Origin of the sequence: Nannocystis pusilla, assembly GCF_020073745.1 — a bacterium.
Taxonomy (GTDB): domain Bacteria; phylum Myxococcota_A; class Polyangia; order Nannocystales; family Nannocystaceae; genus Nannocystis; species Nannocystis radixulma.
On record NZ_JAIRAU010000043.1, the window covers coordinates 21,872 to 40,206 of the forward strand.

The 18,335-nt window shown below is 71.6% G+C and carries 13 protein-coding genes; 7 read left to right on the forward strand and 6 right to left on the reverse strand.

The window, feature by feature from the left end; translation table 11 throughout:
- The first annotated feature begins 17 nt into the window (after positions 1–17).
- Positions 18–1,454 carry a carboxypeptidase-like regulatory domain-containing protein gene (locus K7C98_RS29575; RefSeq protein WP_224195151.1) on the forward strand — a complete coding sequence of 479 codons (1,437 nt, stop codon included), beginning with the start codon at positions 18–20 and terminating at the stop codon, positions 1,452–1,454.
- Between the two features lie 747 nt (positions 1,455–2,201).
- Here the strand turns inward: K7C98_RS29575 and K7C98_RS29580 are convergent.
- Positions 2,202–5,414 carry an MXAN_5808 family serine peptidase gene (locus K7C98_RS29580; protein ID WP_224195152.1) on the reverse strand — a complete coding sequence of 1,071 codons (3,213 nt, stop codon included), beginning with the start codon at positions 5,412–5,414 and terminating at the stop codon, positions 2,202–2,204.
- A 195-nt stretch (positions 5,415–5,609) separates the two neighbouring features.
- Between K7C98_RS29580 and K7C98_RS29585 the strand changes: the two genes are divergently transcribed.
- Both K7C98_RS29585 and rsmI read left to right on the forward strand, forming a co-directional pair.
- The gene (locus K7C98_RS29585) at positions 5,610–6,743 is read left to right on the forward strand and encodes an RNA polymerase factor sigma-32 (protein WP_224195153.1); all 1,134 of its coding nucleotides are present in this window, start codon (positions 5,610–5,612) and stop codon (positions 6,741–6,743) included.
- Positions 6,740–7,612 (forward strand): 16S rRNA (cytidine(1402)-2'-O)-methyltransferase, encoded by an 873-nt coding sequence (gene rsmI, locus K7C98_RS29590; RefSeq protein WP_224195154.1) that lies wholly within the window; start codon positions 6,740–6,742, stop codon positions 7,610–7,612. The genes K7C98_RS29585 and rsmI overlap by 4 nt, the downstream gene beginning before the upstream one ends.
- 276 nt (positions 7,613–7,888) lie before the next feature.
- Here the strand turns inward: rsmI and K7C98_RS29595 are convergent, their stop codons facing one another.
- From K7C98_RS29595 to K7C98_RS45090, 3 genes are all read right to left on the reverse strand, one after another.
- Positions 7,889–9,361: a hypothetical protein gene (locus K7C98_RS29595; protein WP_224195155.1), complete on the reverse strand. Its 1,473-nt coding sequence runs from the start codon at positions 9,359–9,361 to the stop codon at positions 7,889–7,891.
- A gap of 304 nt (positions 9,362–9,665) precedes the next feature.
- Positions 9,666–11,174 (reverse strand): sigma-54-dependent transcriptional regulator, encoded by a 1,509-nt coding sequence (locus tag K7C98_RS29600; protein ID WP_224195156.1) that lies wholly within the window; start codon positions 11,172–11,174, stop codon positions 9,666–9,668.
- Between the two features lie 45 nt (positions 11,175–11,219).
- Positions 11,220–13,328, reverse strand: coding sequence for a sensor histidine kinase (locus tag K7C98_RS45090; RefSeq protein WP_224195157.1), 2,109 nt, complete (start codon positions 13,326–13,328; stop codon positions 11,220–11,222).
- A gap of 548 nt (positions 13,329–13,876) precedes the next feature.
- On the opposite strand from K7C98_RS45090, the gene K7C98_RS29610 reads away from it, so the two are divergent.
- Positions 13,877–15,067, forward strand: coding sequence for a hypothetical protein (locus K7C98_RS29610; RefSeq protein ID WP_224195158.1), 1,191 nt, complete (start codon positions 13,877–13,879; stop codon positions 15,065–15,067).
- Positions 15,068–15,098: 31 nt separating this feature from the next.
- On the opposite strand, the gene K7C98_RS29615 is transcribed toward K7C98_RS29610, so the two are convergent.
- Complete coding sequence (locus K7C98_RS29615; RefSeq protein WP_224195159.1) at positions 15,099–15,815, reverse strand: hypothetical protein; 717 nt, start codon at positions 15,813–15,815, stop codon at positions 15,099–15,101.
- A gap of 152 nt (positions 15,816–15,967) precedes the next feature.
- Here K7C98_RS29615 and K7C98_RS29620 point away from each other — a divergent pair, with 152 nt between their 5' ends.
- Genes K7C98_RS29620 through pgeF form a run of 3 tightly spaced genes read left to right on the forward strand, consistent with a single transcriptional unit; the run spans position 15,968 to position 17,956 of the window.
- On the forward strand, positions 15,968–16,237 hold the full coding sequence (locus tag K7C98_RS29620) for a hypothetical protein (protein ID WP_096328116.1): 270 nt from the start codon (positions 15,968–15,970) through the stop codon (positions 16,235–16,237).
- Between the two features lie 36 nt (positions 16,238–16,273).
- Positions 16,274–17,212, forward strand: coding sequence for an RluA family pseudouridine synthase (locus K7C98_RS29625; RefSeq protein ID WP_224195491.1), 939 nt, complete (start codon positions 16,274–16,276; stop codon positions 17,210–17,212).
- Positions 17,213–17,221: 9 nt separating this feature from the next.
- On the forward strand, positions 17,222–17,956 hold the full coding sequence (gene pgeF / locus K7C98_RS29630) for a peptidoglycan editing factor PgeF (RefSeq protein WP_224195160.1): 735 nt from the start codon (positions 17,222–17,224) through the stop codon (positions 17,954–17,956).
- Positions 17,957–17,977: 21 nt separating this feature from the next.
- Here the strand turns inward: pgeF and K7C98_RS29635 are convergent, their stop codons facing one another.
- Complete coding sequence (locus K7C98_RS29635; protein WP_224195161.1) at positions 17,978–18,217, reverse strand: hypothetical protein; 240 nt, start codon at positions 18,215–18,217, stop codon at positions 17,978–17,980.
- Positions 18,218–18,335 lie beyond the last annotated feature (118 nt).

The window sequence follows — 18,335 nt, forward strand, 5'->3', positions numbered from 1 at the left end:
CCCCGATGAAACTGTGTGTGCTCGCCGTTCCGCTGCTGATGCTGGCCTGTGACGGCGGGCAGCCGGCCCCGACCTCCGAGACGAAGAAGAGCGCGCCGTCGGTCTCGGTCGAGGCCAAGGCCGAGGCGAAACCCGACGCGAAGGCCGAGGCCAAGCTCGACGAGAAGGCCGAGCCCGCTGCGGCCGACAGGCCTGCACTCGCGGCTCCGCTGACGGTCACCGCGGGTGCGCCGGGCCCGGCGTTCATCGCCGTCGAGAAGAAGGGCATCGTGCGCCTCGACGACCGCAAGTTCACGCCGGTGGCCGGCGCCGACACGGGCTCGTTCAAGCGCATGAAGGTCGGCGCCGACGGGCAGGTGTATGCGGCCAACTACTCGCAGATCGGGCGCCTCGACAACGCGGGCTTCACGGTCGTCGCGGGCGACGGGGAGGCGAGGATTCCCAACTCGCTCAGCGACTACGCGGTCGCGGGTGACGGGCAGATCTGGGGCGTCAGCTACAGCTCGATCGATCACTTCGACGGCAAGGCGTGGACCAGCGAGGCCGCCACGGTGCTGGCCCTCGGCGCCGAGGACTACCCGCAGGCCGTCACCGTCGACCGGGCCGGCAAGGCCTGGCTGGCGTCGAGCCAGAAGTTGTTCGTGCGCGAGGGCGACGCGTGGAAGCCGGTCGACCTCAAGCCGGCCAGGGCGCGCAGCCCGTACTACCTGAGCCGCCTCGAGCTCGCGCCCGACGACAGCGTGTACGCGCTCGGCATGGACAGCGTGTTCCACCTGGTCGGCGCCGAGCCGGCCAAGAAGTTGAAGCTCGGCGGGGCCGGCTCGTACAGCGAGTTCTCGGTCAGCACCGCCGGCGACCTCGCGCTCGTCGACGTCGACAAGGTCACGGCGACGCGGCCGGCCGACGGCAAGCTCCGGGTGCTGCGCAGCGGCAAGAGTTTTAATAAGGGGTCGATCTGGGCCGTCGGCGCCGATGACAGCGGGCGCGTGTGGATCGGCTCCGACTTCGGCCTGTCGATCCTCAACGCCGACGGCAGCAAGACCGAGTTCGCCAGCGGCGCGGCTCCGGAGATCGCCGGCGAGATCAAGGGCATCCTGGTCCTCGGCAGCGGCCCGGCGACGCTCCCCGGCGCGGGCCCCGTGCGCAAGGGCGGCCTCAAGGGCACGATCGCCCACCCCGACGACATGCCGGTCGCCGACGCCCCCATCGAGGTGTGCCCGAACCCGGCCTTCATCTACACGACGACGCCGTGCGCCGATCAGCCGGTCCGCTTCACTGGCAAGACCGACGCCCAGGGCGCGTGGAGCTTCCCCGAGGTGCCGCTCGGCGAGTACGGCGTGGCCGTGAAGGTCGGCGGCAAGTGGATGACGACCCTCGGCTTCGCAATGAACTCGGCGATGAAGGAGGGCGAGGTCCACGACATCGGGCTCATCAAGCTCGCCGACAAGAAGTGACGGGGGTGAGCTTCCGAGATGGCCGAGCGCGGTGGGAACGCAGCGAGAGCTGCTGACGCGCAGGCGCGGGATGTCTCTTCGGACATGCTAGGATAAAACGCACCGCGCCGAGTATCTGGCGTGGCAGCTCTCGCGTCGCAAGGGGGCCCGCCACGCTGCCCCTTCCTCGCTCTTCGATAATGTCGGGACGAGCGGCTCACCGAGGCGGGCGGGAAGCTCCCCAAGGTTGGCTGAGCGAGCCCTCGCGGTCAGACGAGAGCCGCCGCGAACCGACGAGCGGGGCCGGCGACGATCGTCTCGAGGCGAGCGAGGGGCGGCGTGGTGGGACGCAGCGAGGGGCCCCATGCCTGACGCGCAGGCGCGGGATGTCTCTTCGGACATGCTCGCGCAAAGCACTCCGCGCCGAGCATCTCGAGCCGCCTCGATCTCAGCCGAGAGAACCGCCGTGGACCCACGAGCGGGGCCTGCGACGATCGTCTCGAGGCGAGCGAGGGGCGGCGTGGTGGGACGCAGCGAGGGGCCCCATGCCTGACGCGCAGGCGCGGGATGTCTCTTCGGACATGCTCGCACAAAGCACTCCGCGCCGAGCATCTGGCATGGCAGGTCTCGCGTCGCGAGGGACCCGCCACGCCGCCCCTCGCTCGCCCCTCGCCAATCTCCCGGCCCCGCGCCCTCGCCCACGCGACGAGCGGCGCGTCCGCCCTCGCCCACGCGACGAGCGGCGCGTCCTGTACTTCGCGAGGAGCATCACTTCGCCAACGTATCGACGCTGAGCTTGCCGGTCGACTTGTGGAGCTCGTTCGAGCGCGCCTCTTCGAGCCCGCTCGTGCGGAGCACCCACATGTGCTTGGCCGCGCTGACGTCGTCGTCTTCGCGGGCGCGGACCTCGATGAAGTTGTTGCCGGGCGTCAGCGGGATGTCGGCGGAGAACTCGAGCTTGCCGTCCTTCGGGTTGGCGGCCGCCTGGTAGAACACCTTCTCGGCCTTGCCGAACAGGTCGCGCGACGGGTTGACCACCGTGATGAACACGTCGCGGACGGCCTCGCTGTCGGTGATCGTGCCGCTGACCTTCATGCGTTGGTCGGCGGTCTGGTTCGGGCTGGCGGCCAGGGCGATCCGCGGCGGGCTGATGGCGAACACGTCGGTGATCTTCGGCTTGCCGCCGCGCTCGCCGAGCTTGGCCTGGGTGTCCTTGACGAACGCGAAGCGCTTGCCGTCGAGGTCGACGCGCAGCCAGCCGTCGGTGCGGCCGAGGACTTTGAGGCCGGAGCCGGGCTCGGCGCGGGCCACCAGTTGGTCGGCGGCGAGCGGGCTCTGCACGAGGTCGCAGGTCTTCTCGCACGCCGCGGTGCCGCTGGCGGGCGCCAGCGTGACCGTGCTCTGCGCCAGCGGGAAGTGCAGCTTCTGCGCCAGGGCCACGCCGATCTTCGCGTCGTGGGCCGACAGCTGCAGCTTGATCTCGCCCTCGTTCGGCGCCTTCTTCACCTCGAAGTCGAACTCGACCACGCGGCCGTCGCCGGTCGGCATCGCCTTGAGCTGCTCGCGGCCGGTGTGGAGGAACACCGCGTCGCCGTTCATGTTCTTGAGGTTGACCCAGGCGTCGAGCGCCTGGCCCTCGCCGGTGTTGCGCACGTGGACGCGCAGGCGCACGCGCTCGCCGACCTGGAGCGCGCCGTCGCCGTTGCCGTGGATGTTGGCGCCGGCGCGCGGGTCGTCGAGCAGCTGATAGGCCAGCGCGAAGTCGGGGCGCGGGATGCCGGCGCTGCTGATGTCGATGAAGCGCTGCGAGTTGGGCGACACCGTCGAGCCGTGGCGGTCGAACAGCTGCAGCTCCATGCGGTCGGTGCGCGACAGCTCGTGCTCGTTGACGTTGACCTTGGCGGTGGCGGTGCGGGTCTGGCCGGGGTCGATGCGGCCGAGCAGCAGCTCGCGCTCGTCGAAGTACGAGTAGTCGGAGTCGGTGAAGGCGCGGACCTGGTAGGCCGGCGCGGTGCCCTCGTTGGTGACGCTGACCGTGACGATGCCGGTCTCCCCGGCGAGGACCGTGTTGTCCTTCTTGTCGGTCTTGACGGTCATGCGCAGCACGGCGCCCTTGCCGGCCTCGGGCGCGGCGCCGGCGCTCCAGTCGACGCCGCGCTTGGCGAACGCCTCGGCGAGGCGCTTCTCCTCGACCGCCGACTGCTTGGACACGAACTCGCCGATCCGCCCGAGGATCGCGTCGCGCGACGGCGACGGCGCCCACACCACCAGGTCGCGGGCCATGCGGATCTCCGGGTCCTCGAGCAGCGCCTCGGGCGTGAGGTTGCCGGCCTTGTCGGTCTTGGCGGCGCGGGCCTTGTCGCGCTCCTTCTGCTTGGCCGCCTCGGACTTCTCCTCGCCGCCGTCGTCGTCGGGCAGCTGCGCGTTGCTGAGGAAGTAGAGCGGGCCGGCGGTGATCTTCTGCGACGGGTCGGCCTTGGTCGAGGTGAGGTGCGAGGCCAGCGACTCCTCGCGCACGAGGTCGAAGCGCTTGCGGCCGTGGTAGGCGACGAAGTCCTTGGTGACGACGACCGGCAGGGTCTCGAGGTCGGGGCTGACGCCGACCGACTGGATCGACACGTCGCCGGGCGTGAGGTACTGGGCGATGGTGAGCTTGAGCGCGAGCTCCTTGTCGGCGACCTTGCGGTCGTGCAGCACCTGCACCGAGCCCTTGCCGAAGGTGCGGCGGCCGAGCAGGACCGCGCGGCCGAGGTTGCGCAGCGCGCCGGCGACGATCTCCGTGGCGCTGGCCGAGCCCTGGTCGATGAGCACGACCACCGGCACGTCGGCGAAGTCGTAGCGGTCGTCGGCGGTGAGGTCCTCGCGCGGCGCGCCGGGGCCGACGGTCGAGACGATCACGCCCGACTTGAGGAACGCGTCGGCGACCTCGACCGCGGCGGTGAGCAGGCCGCCGGGGTTGTCGCGCATGTCGAGGACGATGCCGCGCACGCCGGCTTTCTCGAACTCGGCCAGCTTGGCGCGCAGCTCCTTGCCGGTGGTCTGGGCGAAGTTGCGGTTGATCTGGACCAGGCCGACCTTGACTGGCTGACCCTCGCTGTTGGTGCCGGGCAGGACGGTGCCGGTGACGCTGTCGAGGGTGATGACGTCGCGGGTGATGCGGAAGCGCTTGGGCTTGTCGACGCCCTCGCGGCGGATGTGCAGCGCGACCGCGGTGCCGGGCTCGCCGCGCATGTGGTCGACCGCCTCGTTGAGGTTCATCGTCACCGTCGACTCCTCGTCGATCTGGACGATGCGGTCGCCCGACTCGATGCCGGCCTTGGCGGCGGGGTTGCCGTCGATCACGCGGATGACGGTGATCATGCCGTCGCGCATGCCGACCTCGATGCCGAGCCCGCCGAAGCTGCCCTTCGTGCTGGTCTTCATGACGTCGAACTCGTCCGGACGCAGCAGGTTGGTGTGCGGGTCGAGGGTGCCGAGGACGCCCTCGACGATCGCGTACTCGGCGTCGCGGCGGTCGTCCTCGGAGAGCTGGGTGTGGCGGGCGATGAAGCGGAACACGTCGCGCACGTGGGTGCCGACGGCCCACAGCGCGTCGACGCTGCCGAGGTCGAACTCCTGCTCGGCGGTGCCGACGCGCACCTTGACCCGCGAGGCCTTGGCGCTGCCGCCGACCGGCTCGACCAGCACCTGGGGGATGGCCTGCTCGAGGCCTTCGAGGCCGGCGATGGTCATCCGGTGGGGGTCGATGCGCTCGGGCTCGACGTAGTACTTGGCGACGTACCAGAGGGTCCAGTCGAGGATCCGCAGGTCGGTGGCGTCGTAGGCCTGGGCGGCGGCGCGGACCGGGGCGCGCGCCTCGCTGCGCTGCGCCAGCGCCTCGCTGTCCTGGACGGCGGTGAGGCCGAGCGCCAGGGCGAAGGAGCCGAAGACGATGGCCGGGGCGGAGGCCCGGCCGAGTCGACCACGAAGCGGAGCGATCACGATCGCCAGTGTAGTGGGGGGCAACTGCGATGGCCACCGAATGGCAGCCGGGCGTCGGGGCGCCGTCCGGGGCCGCGCGGTGGCGGCGCAGCGAAACCGCGACGGGCGCTCGGGGGTCGGTCCGGAGGTCGCGCACGGACGAAGCTCCGCCGACCTGTCAAAGATGGCGAGGGGCGGCGTAGACTCCGCCCCGGCATGTCTCAACCGAAGCGCAGCCCGTCCGAGAAGTCCTCGCGCAAGGCGCCCGCGGTCGTCGATGTCGAGGCGCCCGGCGACGCGGCTCTCCCCGTGAAGGCGACGCCGGTCGCCCCCGAGCCCGAGCCGGACGACGAGGACGCCGACGAAGCGGCCGAGGTGCTGGGCGAGACCGAGCCGGCGACCGACGCCGAGCTCGACCTCATCGAGGCGGAGATCGGAACCACACCTCCGGGCACGCAGACCGCGGCGCCGGTGACGGCGCTGGTGCGGCGCGACCCGATGGGCCAGTACATGGCCGAGGTCCGGCGCCATCCGCTGCTGACGCGCGAGGAGGAGCACGCGCTGGCGGTCCGGTGGGTCGAGCAAGGCGACGCCGAGGCGGCCAAGCAGCTGGTGACGTCGAACCTCCGCCTCGTGGTGAAGATCGCCCACGAGTACAAGCGCGCCTATCAGAACCTGCTGGATCTGGTGCAGGAGGGCAACGTCGGCCTGATCCAGGCCGTGAAGAAGTTCGACCCCTACCGCGGGGTCAAGCTCTCGACCTACTCCGGCTGGTGGATCCGCGCCTACATCCTCAAGTTCATCCTCAACAACTGGCGGCTGGTGAAGATCGGCACCACGCAGAACCAGCGCAAGTTGTTCTTCAACCTGCGCAAGCAGGTCGACCGCCTCAAGCAGGCCGGCGTCGACCCCACGCCGGAGCGGATCGCCGCCGCGCTCGACGTCAGCGAGGCCGAGGTCATCGAGATGGACCGCCGGCTGTCGGCCCCCGACATGTCGCTCGACGCCCCGCTCAGCAGCGGCGACGAGGACGACGGCCGCACGCGCATGGACATCATCGAGGACAGCAGCGACGACCCCGAGGTCGAGGTCGAGTCGACGGAGTTCAAGGACATCCTCCACGCCAAGCTGCGCCGCTTCGGCGCCACGCTGTCGGGCCGCGAGCTCGAGATCTTCCGCGACCGGATCGTCGCCGACGAGCCGATCACGCTGCAGGAGCTCGGCGACCGCTGGGGCGTCAGCCGCGAGCGGGCGCGGCAGCTCGAGAAGCGCATGGTCCTGCGCCTGCGCGAGTTCCTCCAGGCCGAGCTCGGCGACGCGGTCCAGATCGCCCTGGGTCACGACACATGAGCGCGGACGCGTCGGGTCCCGGCAAGCTGGTGCTGGTCGGCACGCCGCTCGGCAACCGCGGCGACCTCAGCCCGCGCGCCCGCGAGGCGATCGTCGGCGCCGACGTGCTGTTCTGCGAGGACACGCGCAGCCCGCTGCGCCTGCTCGGCGAGGGCGCGACGCTGCCGCCGCGGATCAGCTGCTTCGTCGCCAACGAGGGCGAGCGGGTGACCCTACTTCTCGACAACCTGGCGCGCGGCAAGGTGGTCGCGTACCTGTCCGAGGCCGGGCTGCCGGTGTGGAGCGACCCGGGGCTGCGGCTGGTCCAGGCCGCCGTCGAGGCCGGTTACGCGGTCGACGTGGTGCCGGGGCCGACGGCCGCCGCGGTGGCGCTGTGCCTCAGCGGGCTGCCGGCCGACGACGTGCGGTTCCTGGGCTTCCTCCCGCGCGGCGGGCCCGAGCGGGCCGAGCGGCTGGCGGCGATCGCCCAGGAGCGCGGGACGGTGCTGCTGTACGAGGCGGGCAACCGGGTGCCTGCCCTGCTGCGCGACCTCGCGGGCGCGCTGCCCGACGCGAGCGCGCGGCGGGTCGCCATCGGCCGCGAGCTGACGAAGCAGCACCAGGAGGTCGTGCGCGGCACGCTCGCCGAGCTGGCGGAGTCGGTCGAGGAGGCGCTGCGCGGCGAGGTGACGCTGGTGCTCGCGGGCACTCTGGCGCCCCCCGCCGCCGATCCGGCGCAGGACGCGGCGCGGGCGCTGTGGCAGCTGGTGCGCGATCCGACGCTGAAGCCGCGCGAGAAGGCCAAGCAGATCGCGGCGCTCACGGGGCTCGAGGCGCGGGCGATCTACGAGCAGCTCGGGGCGCTGCGCCGCGGCGCCGGCGAGGGCTGAGACCGGCAGGACGCGGCGCAGGCGAGGTTGTAGCGAGCTGTTTGCAAGGACAGGCCGCGGCGAGCCGGACTCGCGGGCGCCGGCGGTCGACGCGGCGCGGCGAGGGCCGGCAGGCGAGGATGAGCCGGCGCACGGCGGACCGAGGCGAGCTGTTCGGAAGGACAGGCCGGAGCGAAGGTTGCGAGGTCCGTCGGGACGAGGAACTCGCCCGCTTAAACGAACATGTCCGCGCGACCAGGGTCGCGCGGACATGTCTCGGAGGGCAGGCCTGCCCGCTCAGAAGGTGAGCAGGAAGCGGAAGTAGCCCATGGCGCCGAACACGTCGCCGACGGCGTAGCGGCGGCCGACCTGGTCGATCACGTCGCGGCGGATCGGGTTGATCTCCTGCGGCTGGTCGACGAGGTTGGGGTCGCCGCCGAGCTGGGCCTTGCCGCGGCTGGCCGCGGTGATGAGGTGGCGGGTGTCGGTGGTCAGCGTGGTGCCGATCATCAACACCGCGTACTTGCTGAGGTGGGCGTGCAGCGCGATGTTGAGGCCGAAGGTGGCGAAGTCCTGGATGTTCGTGATGCCGTTGAAGCGCTGGCAGCCCTGGGGCGCGCCGGAGTTGCCCAGCGGGTCGCCGTCCTGCGGGTTGTCCTTGGCGTACTGGATCACGCTGTCGACGTCGGCGCGGCTGCACTCGAGGTTGGCCTGGCCGGGCTGGTAGGTGCCGACCAGCGCCGGGCTGTCGGCGAACAGCTCCCACGCCTCGCTGTAGCCGCGGCCGCCGTACTTGAGCATCGCCAGGCCGCGCAGGTTGAGCGCGACCTTCTGGCCCTTGGCCTTGCGCTCGAACGGCACGATCTCGGTGCCGAACGACACGCCGACGTTGGACTGCGGGTTCACGCGGTCCTGCGTCGAGCCGTAGTTCTTGAACTCGGAGCCGTTGGCGCGGATGGCCTGGTACCACCACGCGGTGAAGAACGGGTCGAGGAAGCGGTAGCGGCGCGACAGGGCGGTCCACACGCCGAGCTCGTGGGTGCCGCGGCCGACGCGGTGGTTGCCGGCCGGGTCGGCGTCGACGGTGTCGCGCGAGAAGGTCATCGGCTTGCCGACGGCGAACCGGCCCTCGAGGCCGATGACCCACTTCGGCATGTGCGACAGGCGATCCTGGTTGAGGATGCCGATCTTCAGGCCGACGATCAGCTGGTCGAGGCCGTAGCGGTTGGCGCCCTTGAAGATCGTCTCGGTGCCCATGCCCCCGAACGCGCCGAACGGGTTGGCCGCGTTCATCGCGTTGAAGCCGTCGCGCGGGATGATGCCGTCGCGGATCGTGGTGCTGTTGTCGTGGCGGACGCAGGTGGCCGGGTTGGTGCCGCTGGCCTCGTCGGCGTACACGCACGGCTCGGCCTTCTGGTCGAAGCCGTAGGTGCGCTGGTCGCTGACGACGATCGGCAGGGCCGCGTAGATGGCGAGGTCCTTGTAGAGACCGATCTCCATCGTCGGGGTGACCACGTGCCGCTGCTGCCGGTACAGCAGGTCGCGCACCATCGTGCTCTTCGGGTTGTTCGGATCGCTCCACTCGCGGAGGATCGCCGCCTGCTTGAAGTTGAAGTCGTAGCCGACCCCGAAGTGGAAATCGAACTTGTTGTCGCCGTCGAAGGAGCTCGCCACGCGCGTGACCTCGGCGGCGTGCGCCGTGGAAGTCACGCCGAGGGCGACCGCGCCGAGAGCAGTCAGGACGGGCAGGAGGCGGCACAGTTTCCGCATAGGGAGCACCTCAAGAGGGGTCGCTGCACGCTACCAGCGCGCGGGCGGCAGCGTCAACATTCCTGGGCCGAAGCGGCCGGGGCAGCCACGATCCCGACCCCGATCGCCGCTCCGCAAGAATCGATCGCCGCGGCGAAAAACCCGGGCGCAGGGACCCTTTGACGGGCACACGACCTCGTTTCCGGCCGCCCGGCGGCTATCGGCGTCGCGGACCCCGCGCGGCCGCCTCGGCGCAGCGTGCGGGCGTGTGGGCGAGATCTGCTGTGATCGCCGCCGCGGCCCGTCACCGGCTTCGGGGGTCGGCTCAACTCGCCGGCTGCGGCGGCGGGCCCTTGGGGCCGCCCTCGTCGGGGCTCTCGCGCAGGCCGAGCTCCTTCATCTTGGACTGCAGGCTGCGGCGGCTGATCCCGAGGGCGCGAGCCGAGCGGGTGACGTTGCCGTCGGTCTTCGCCAGCGCCTCGCGGATCAGCGCCTCCTCCACGAGGCGGGACCCGGCCTTCACGGCCTCCTTGAGGTCCTGGCCCAGGCTCGACAGCGGCAGGCGGATCTGGCGGTCGCCCGGCTCGGCCAGCCGGGTGCTCGATTCCGCGGCGGAGGGCGCGCTCGCGCCCGCCTCGCCGGCGTAGGCGTCCGGCAGGTCGTCCTCGTCGATCAGCGGCCCCGAGGCGAACAGCACCATCCGCTCCATCAAGTTCTCGAGCTCGCGGATGTTGCCCGGCCACGGGTAGCGCTCGAGCGCCGCCAACGCGGCCGGGGTCAGGCCCTGCACGGTCTTGCCGAGGCGCTCGTTGCAGCGCTGGACGAAGTGCGACACGAGGAACGGCAGGTCCTCCAGCCGCTCGCGCAGCGCCGGCAGGTGGATCGGGACGACGTTGAGGCGGTAGTACAGGTCCTCGCGGAACTGGCCGTCGCGGATGAGCTCCTCGAGGTTGCGGTTGGTGGCCGCGATCAGCCGCACGTTGACGTGCAGGGTCTTGACGCCGCCGACGCGCTCGAACTCCGACTCCTGGATCGCGCGCAGCAGCTTGACCTGGATCTCCTTGGGGATCTCGCTCACCTCGTCGAGAAAGAGGGTGCCGCCGTCGGCGAGCTCGAAGCGACCGGCGCGCGTGCTGACGGCGCCGGTGAAGGCGCCGCGCTCGTGGCCGAAGAGCTCGCTTTCGACCAGCCCGCCGGGGATCGCGGCGCAGTTGACCTTGATGAACGGCTGGCTGCGCCGCGCCGAGCCGAGGTGCAGGGCGCGGGCGACGAGCTCCTTGCCGGTGCCGCTCTCGCCGGCGATGAGCACGGTCGAGGGGCTGGCGGCGACGGTGCCGACGATCTCGCGGATCGCCTGCATCGACGGCGAGCGCCCGACCATGCCGGCGGCGGCGCACGGGTCGGTGATCTCGCCGGGCGGCGGGCTCGGCTGGATGCTCGGTCCGGAGCGCTCGCGCGTCGTGATCGCCTTCTGCACGATCTGGTGGATCTGGTCCTTGTCGAACGGCTTCTCCAGGTAGTCGAAGGCGCCGAGCTTGACCGCCTCGACCGCGCTGTCGATGCTGCCGTGCGCCGTCAACAGGATCACCGGCAGCCCCGGCTCGTGCACCTGCAAGGCCTTGAGCAGGCCCATGCCGTCGAGGTTGGGCATCCGCAGGTCGGTGATCACGACGTCGAAGGTCCCCGGCGGGGCGGCCCGCACCCGCGCGAGCGCTGCGGCGCCGTCGTTCTCGGCGTGGACCTCGAAGCCGAGCTGCTTGAGCAGCGCGCCGAGGACCTTGCGCAGGTTGGGTTCGTCGTCGACGAGGAGGATGCGGTGTTGTACTTGGGACAAGATGGACCTGTCTGAAAGAGCAGATTGGTCGGAGGCCGAGGTCGGTCAGGCCGGAGGTTCGGCGCGCGGCTGGGCGTACACGGGCAGGACGATCGTGAACTGGGCGCCGCCGCCCTCGGGGGCGCTGACCTCGATGAGCCCGCGGTGATTCTCCACGATCCGCTGGCTGATGGGCAGCCCCAGGCCGGTGCCGGCCGCCTTGGTGGTGTGGAACGGCACGAACAGGTTGGCCAGCGCGCCCGGGGCGAACCCGGGGCCGTTGTCGCGGACCGTGAGGGTGACCGCGTCGCCGCTGCCGAGGCCGTGCCGCCGCAGGCCCAACGACACGAACACCCGCCCGGGCGCGCCCTGGCCGGCGAGGGCGTCGAAGGCGTTGCGCAGGAGGTTGAGCAGGACCTGGCGCAGGGCCTCGGCGTCGCCGCGGACCGGCGGCAGATTCGCAGCCTGGGTGACGGTGACGCGCCCACGGGCGTCCTCGTCGAGCAGGCGCATGGTGGTGACGACGACCTCGCCGAGCGCGACCGGGCCCATCTGGCCGGTGTAGGGCCGCGAGTAGGTGAGGAATTGGGTGACGACGCGGTTGAGCCGCTCGACCTCCTCGACGATGACGCCGAGGAACTCACGCGTGGTCGGGTCGGCGTTCTGCAGCCCGGGCTCGACGACCTGGACGGCGCCCTTGATCGCCCCGAGCGGGTTGCGGATCTCGTGGGCCAGGCCGGCGGCCATCTCGCCGAGCGCGGCCAGGCGGTCGCGCTCCTTGCGTTGCTCGTACACGGTCGAGTTCTCGATCATCACCGCCGCCTGGGCCACCACGCCCTCGAACAGCTCGACCTCCTCGCGCGAGAACGGCTCGAGCAGGCGCTCGTCGTCGACGAACAACACGCCGAGCAGGTGCAGCCGCGGCGGACCGCTCTCGAGCTGCTCGCCGGCGAGGCCGCGGATCGGCAGCGCGAGGCTGGCGCCGACCTCGGCGAAGGTGTCCAGGCACTCGTCGAGCTCGGCCTTGAGCTCGTTGTTGGCCCGCTCGCGCTGCCGCTCGAGCACGTCGCGCAGCAGCGGGCCGCTCTGCCGCATGCGCTCGAGCAGGGGCCGCCGGGTCGCGAGGTCGAGGCTCGACGGCGGCGTGGGAGCGCCGGTGTGCCCGCGCAGTCGCAACGCCGAACCCTGACGGTCGAGCAGGAACAGCGAGGCGCGAGTGACCCGCTCGGATCCGCGCAAGGTGTTCATGACGACGCGGACCATCTCGTCGGGATCGATGAGGTTGACGAGGCGCCGGCGCAGGCGGTCGAGCAGGGCCCGCAAGATCGAGCGGTCGTGGAACAGCCAGCTCTCGAGGCGCCGATCGAGCTCGGTGCGCAGCGGGTCGATCAACACCAGCACGGCGAACGAGGCGAGCAAGGTGTTGAAGACCAGCAGCATCGGCTCGCCGGCGAAGGTCCACGGCACCCACAGCACCAGCGCGGCGTAGACCGCGGTGACGGTGATCACGAGCAGCGTCATGCTGGCGATCCGCGCCAGGATCTCCGGCAGGTCGAGCAGACGCTCGCGCGTCAGCGTCTGCGCCATGAAGTACAAGTAGACGGCGGTGACGATCGGGCCGATGACGGGGATCCCCGGCTGGCCGAGCGCGAGCGCGATCAGGGCGGCGTAGAACAGGTAGCGCAGGCGCGGGCCGGCCGCGGTGCCCTCGGCGGCGCGCGCGGCCCGCCACATGCGCATGACGGCGTAGAAGAGGCCGCCGACGACGTAGATCTTGATGCTGACGTCGATGACGACCCACCACGGCTCGTCGGCGAGCTGCGGGAAGACGAGGGCGAACACCTGGAACACCAGGAGGACGCCGAGCAGCGGCCCCTGCACCGGGTTGCGCCCGGGCGCCGGTCCGGCCGCGGGGAAGAAGCCCGAGAGGAAGCGGTCGGCCATCAGCGGGAGCAGCAGGCTCAGGGTGTCCGCGACCCACTGCGAGCGCGGCAGGCTCGGCAGACCGGCGAAGAAGCGCGCGAGGTGGAAGAGGCACAGGCTGAGACAGAAGGCGAAGAAGCGCGAGAACTGCACCCGCGAGCGGTCGCGCAGGTAGACGCTGATGCCGATCGCGGCGGCGACCGCGGCGGCGAGCAGCGAGCTCAGGCTGGCGTAGAGGTTCGACCCGGACACGCGGCGCAGATGGTAGCAGCGCGTCCCCGCGGCCGAGCCGGTGAACTGATTTTCACGGCGACCGGCCGGCGCCGGCGGTTCGCCGCCGGACGGCGCGGAGCGATGTTCCGCGGGCAGTCGGCGCGGCGCGGCGCGTGAGGTGAGATTGCGGCGATCGCCGCGCTCGGACGAGGTCGGCGGATCGGTGTCGCTCGCGGACCAGCATCCGGCCGGCAAGGGGATGCCCGAAGAGACAGCTGATGAGCCGCGGACCCGCAGATCCTGGGCGAGGTAATTCGCCGCGTGCGTGCGCTGGATGCCTCACGCTCGAGACGCGGTCATGACGTGTCGTCGGTGAAGCGGCTGCGCGACTTGAACAGGGTGAATTCGGTGGGCTTGATGGAGACCTCCGTGGATGAACGGGCGCGAGTTCGCAGTCGGGCCGCGCGAGAGCGGCAGCCGCGAACGCGCCGGCAGGCGCCGGACGCAGCGGCAGAGGGTCGGGCGCGGCGTGGAGGCGAACCCGTGAGAGGCGCGCGGGGTCGTTCGAGGCGCACGCTGTGGCGTGGATGCGCGACGAGCGAGCGGCGCGCGGCGACCTCGCCGACGCTCCCGAGTTGTTCTGGGTCGACGGCGGGCCCGGTGACGCCGCGCTGCGTCGGCTCCGTGCCGCGCCGTTGCGTGGGCGCGCGCCCGCGGTGGCGGCGGGCGTGGCCCTGTTCGCGTGGTTTCCGCTGCTCGTGCTCGCGGGTGTGGACGGCGTGCTGGTCGGCCGCACCGCGTTGCCGTTCCTCCACGATCTGGCGGCGCACGTCCGTTTCCTCGTCGCCGTGCCGCTGCTCGTGCTGGCCGATCTGCCGATCGGGGCGCAGCTCGACCGCTGCACCGCGCAGTTCATCGCCGCCGATCTGGTGCGCGCCGAAGATCGACCGGTGTTCGCCGGCCTCCTCGTCGAGGCGCATCGCACCCGGGATTCGGGGGTCGCCGCGCTGATCGTGATCACGGCGGCCTATGTCTCCGCGCTGGGCATCATGGTGCTCGGCGAGAGCCATGCGGGAGGCAGCTGGCACACGGCGGGGCCGCCTCCCACGCTCACGCTGGCGGGTCGATGGTTCGCGCTGGTCTCGTTGCCGCTGTTTCACTTCGTGCTGTATCGCTGGGTGCACCGGCTGTTCGTCTGGGGCCGCTTCCTGCGACGGGTGTCGCGGCTCGAGCTGCGGCTCACCGCGACGCACCCCGATCGCGCCGGCGGGCTCGGCTTCCTCGGCGATGGCCTCCTGCCGTGGGGGATCCTGGTGTTCGCCGCGAGCGCCGCGATCTCCAGCGCGATCGCCACGCGGATCCTGTTCGCGGGCGCGACGCTCGAGCAGTACCACTCGAGCTACATCGCGCTGCTGGTGCTGACGCTCGTGATCGTGATAGGTCCGCTGTTCGCGGTCGTGCCGGCGCTCTTGCGCCTGCGGTCGCGCGGGCTGTTCGAGCACGGCGCGCTGGCGAGCCGCTACACCCAGCAGTTCGAGTCGAAGTGGTTCGCTCCCGCGCTGCCCAGCGAGGAACCACTGCTCGGCACGTCCGACGTGCAAGCGCTCGCCGACCTCGCCGCCGATCACGACGTCGTCCGCTCGATCCGCCCGGTCCCGCTCGGTCGCCGCGAAGCGCTCGTGCTCGTGCTCGTCGGCTTGCTCCCGGCCCTGCCGCTGGCGGCGACGACCAGCGCGGTGCGAAACTTCCTGCAGCAGGCGCTGCGGCTGTTCCTGTGAGGCCGGGTGCGTTCACCTGGCCGATGGTTCGTCACACGCGCCGTACGCTCGCGGGCGTGAGGCGCGGGGTATGGGTCCGCGACGCGGGGTCCCAGGCGGTGTCGATGCGGTAGACCGAGGTCCCGGCGTCGCGCAGGTGCGCGAGCTCCTCGGGAGCGCGAAAGAACACCGCCGCGCCACCGACGATCGTGGCGTAGTAGGGGCGAGTCGGTGGAGGCACGGGCGCGTCGCTCGGCTCGTCGTCGAGGTGCAGCAGCGCGAGGGTCTCGAGGATCACGCGGACATCGGCGCGCGGGGGGAGCCGCTCGCAGGCGGCGCGCACCCGCAAGAGCGGGTGGAGCCGGCTGTCGATCGCCAGCGAGCGCAGGAACGGATGCGCCGGCGCGTCGGCGAGGGCGACCTGCTCGACGCCGTCCCGGCTGCGGATCTCGATGTGCCGGAGCTCGAAGCGCACCTCGTAGCGGCGGCGATTGAAACGGTGCGCTGCGAGCGCGTCGGGCAGCAACCAGCTCGCCATCCAGCCGAGGCCGGCGGCGATCAGCAGCTCGAGGACGATGAGGAAGGTGGCGGGCACGGCACCGGCGGTGACGACGGCGGCGACCACCAGGCCGAGCGCGAGTGCGCCGCAGATCCCGCCGAACACCAGCGGGAAGCCGGCGTCGCGCGTCGGCCGATGCACAATGGTCTTGCCGACCGCGGCCGCCGAGAGCGAGCCGCGATCCAGCTCGAAGTTCGCTTGCTCGGTCATCCGCCGCGACTTTACCAGGAGCGGCGCCGTCACTCGCAGAGGGCGAGCGCGCGGCTCGCCTGGCGCCGGGGCGCAGGGGCGTTTTCGAGGCCGCGGGCGGCGAAATTGCGGCGACTTGGCGGGCGCCGCGGCGCTGTGGCATCCTCGCGGTCATGGCAGCCACGCCCATCGACAACGACGCCCGCGCGCAGCAGCTCGCCCGAGCGATCGCCTCGGACATCCAGCTCTACAACAAGCAGAAGATCGAAGAGGCGCTGATCAACGACAACTTCTTCGACGCCCTCGGGGAAGAGATCATGGAGGGCCGCGACCTGTTCCGCGGCCGCGTGACGCCCGAGCTGTTCCGCAAGAACTACTACGACCGCGCCATCGTCGACCGCGTGATCAAGCCGATGGCGAGCCTCAAGACCCACATCTGGTAGGCTTCGGGCCTGCGCCTCCACCTCGGATCCGACGCCATCGGGCGTCGCCTCGACCAGGCCCTCGTCGCCGAGCTCGCTCGCCGCGGGCACCCGTGCACGCGCTCCCAGCTGGCCCGCGCGTTCGCGGCCGGGAAGGTGTGGGCGGCCGGGGGAGCGGCGCTGAAGGCCTCGCGCCTGGTCGACGCCGAGGTCGAGGTCGAGGTCGAACTGCAGGCGCCCGCGCCGCTGCACGCGACGCCCGAGGCGCTGCCGCTCCAGGTGGTGTTCGAGGACGAACACCTGCTGGTGATCGACAAGCCGGCCGGGATGGTGGTCCACGCCGGGCCGGGCCACAGTCACGGGACGCTGGTCAACGCGGTGCTGCATCACCTCGGGGCGGGCGCGGAGGCGCTGCCGGTGCTGCCCGGCAACGACGCGACGCGCCCGGGGATCGTGCATCGCCTCGACCGCGACACGAGCGGGCTGCTGGTGGTGGCGAAGCACATGCAGGCGCAGGAGGGGCTGGCGGCGCAGTTCCGCCGGCACTCGCTGCGCCGCCGCTACCTCGGGGTGGTGCGCGACGCGCCGCCGTTCGACGAGAAGACGCTGCGCACCGGCCACGGGCGCGACCCGGTCGATCGCCGCCGCTTCACCTGGGACGCCAGGGACGGCCGCCGCGCCGTGACGCACGTCCGCACGCTCGAGCGCCTGACCGGCGCGGCGCTGCTCGGCTTCCAGCTCGAGACCGGCCGGACGCATCAGATCCGCATGCACTGCCGCATGCTGGGCCACCCGATCGTCGGCGACGCGCTGTACGGCGGGCTCGGCGGTTCGCCGGCCATCCGCGCGCTCGCGGAGAGCCTCGGGCGCCACGCGCTCCACGCCGCAGTGCTCGGGTTCCGCCACCCGATCTCGGACGCCGAGCTCGACTTCGAGAGCGCGCTGCCACCCGAGCTCCGCGCCCTGATTGTTGCGCTCGGCGGCCCGGACTCCTAAGAGTTCAGGGTGCTCGCCCGCGCCGTGCTGCTGTCCTCACCGCGTATCGTCCACGGCTTCACCGACCGCACCGGTGGCGTCAGCCGCGGTCGCTTCGAGAGCCTCAACCTCGGCCGTCGCTGGGGTGACGAGCCCGCCAACGTCGACGAGAACCTCCGTCGCGTCGCCGAGGCCGGCGGGTTCGAACCCGAAGAGCTGCGACTGGTGCGACAGGTCCACGGGGCGACGGCGCTGCGCGTGTCGGCGTTGACGCCCGGGGCCGAGGCCGACGCGCTGTGGGCCCGCGCGAGCGACAGGCCGGTGGTGGTCGGGGTGATGACGGCCGACTGCGTGCCGGTGCTGCTGGCCGATCACGCGGCGACGGCGGTGGCGGCGATCCACAGCGGCTGGCGCGGGACGGTCGCCAACGTGGTCGGGGCGACGATCGCCGCGCTCGTGGCCGACGGCGTCGACCCGTCGCAGCTACGCGCGGCGATCGGGCCGTGCATCGAGGTCGAGGCGTTCGAGGTCGGCGAGGAGGTCGCCAGCCAGTTCGCGCCCGCGCACGTACGCCGCGAGCCCGGAAGGCGGCCACACGTCGATCTGGTGGCGGCAGTCCGGGCTCAGCTGGAGGACGCAGGCGTCTCGCGGGATTGCATCGAACGCGTCGGCGGGTGCACCTGCCGCAACCCGGAGCGTTACTTCAGCTATCGTCGCGACGGCGCGGGCATCGGTCAGATGCTCGCGTTCATCGGCATTCGTTGAGGCGCCCGGGGGCGCCGCGGCTCACTCCGCCGGCGGGGCCTCGGGGGCCTTCTTGCCGTCGACGGTGAGGTTGCCGTACGCGTCGGCCAGGGTCTCGCGCTTGGAGCCGAAGATGCCCTGGAAGGTGAACATCAGCATCCAACCGAACAGGGCCGCGAAGAACGCGACGACGACGATCTGGAGAATGCCTCCGACGTCGGAGATCGGGGGCTTGGAAGCTTCGAGCTCCCACTTGTTGTCGGCGATTTCAGAAGCGGACATGGCAGCACTCCGGGCGCCCGCAGGCGAGCACGCAGCAACGTAACACGAGCGCGGGCGGCGAAACAAGCCGAGCCGGCGTCCCGGGCCCGGCGGAGGCTGCGCGAGGGCTTTGCAGGAG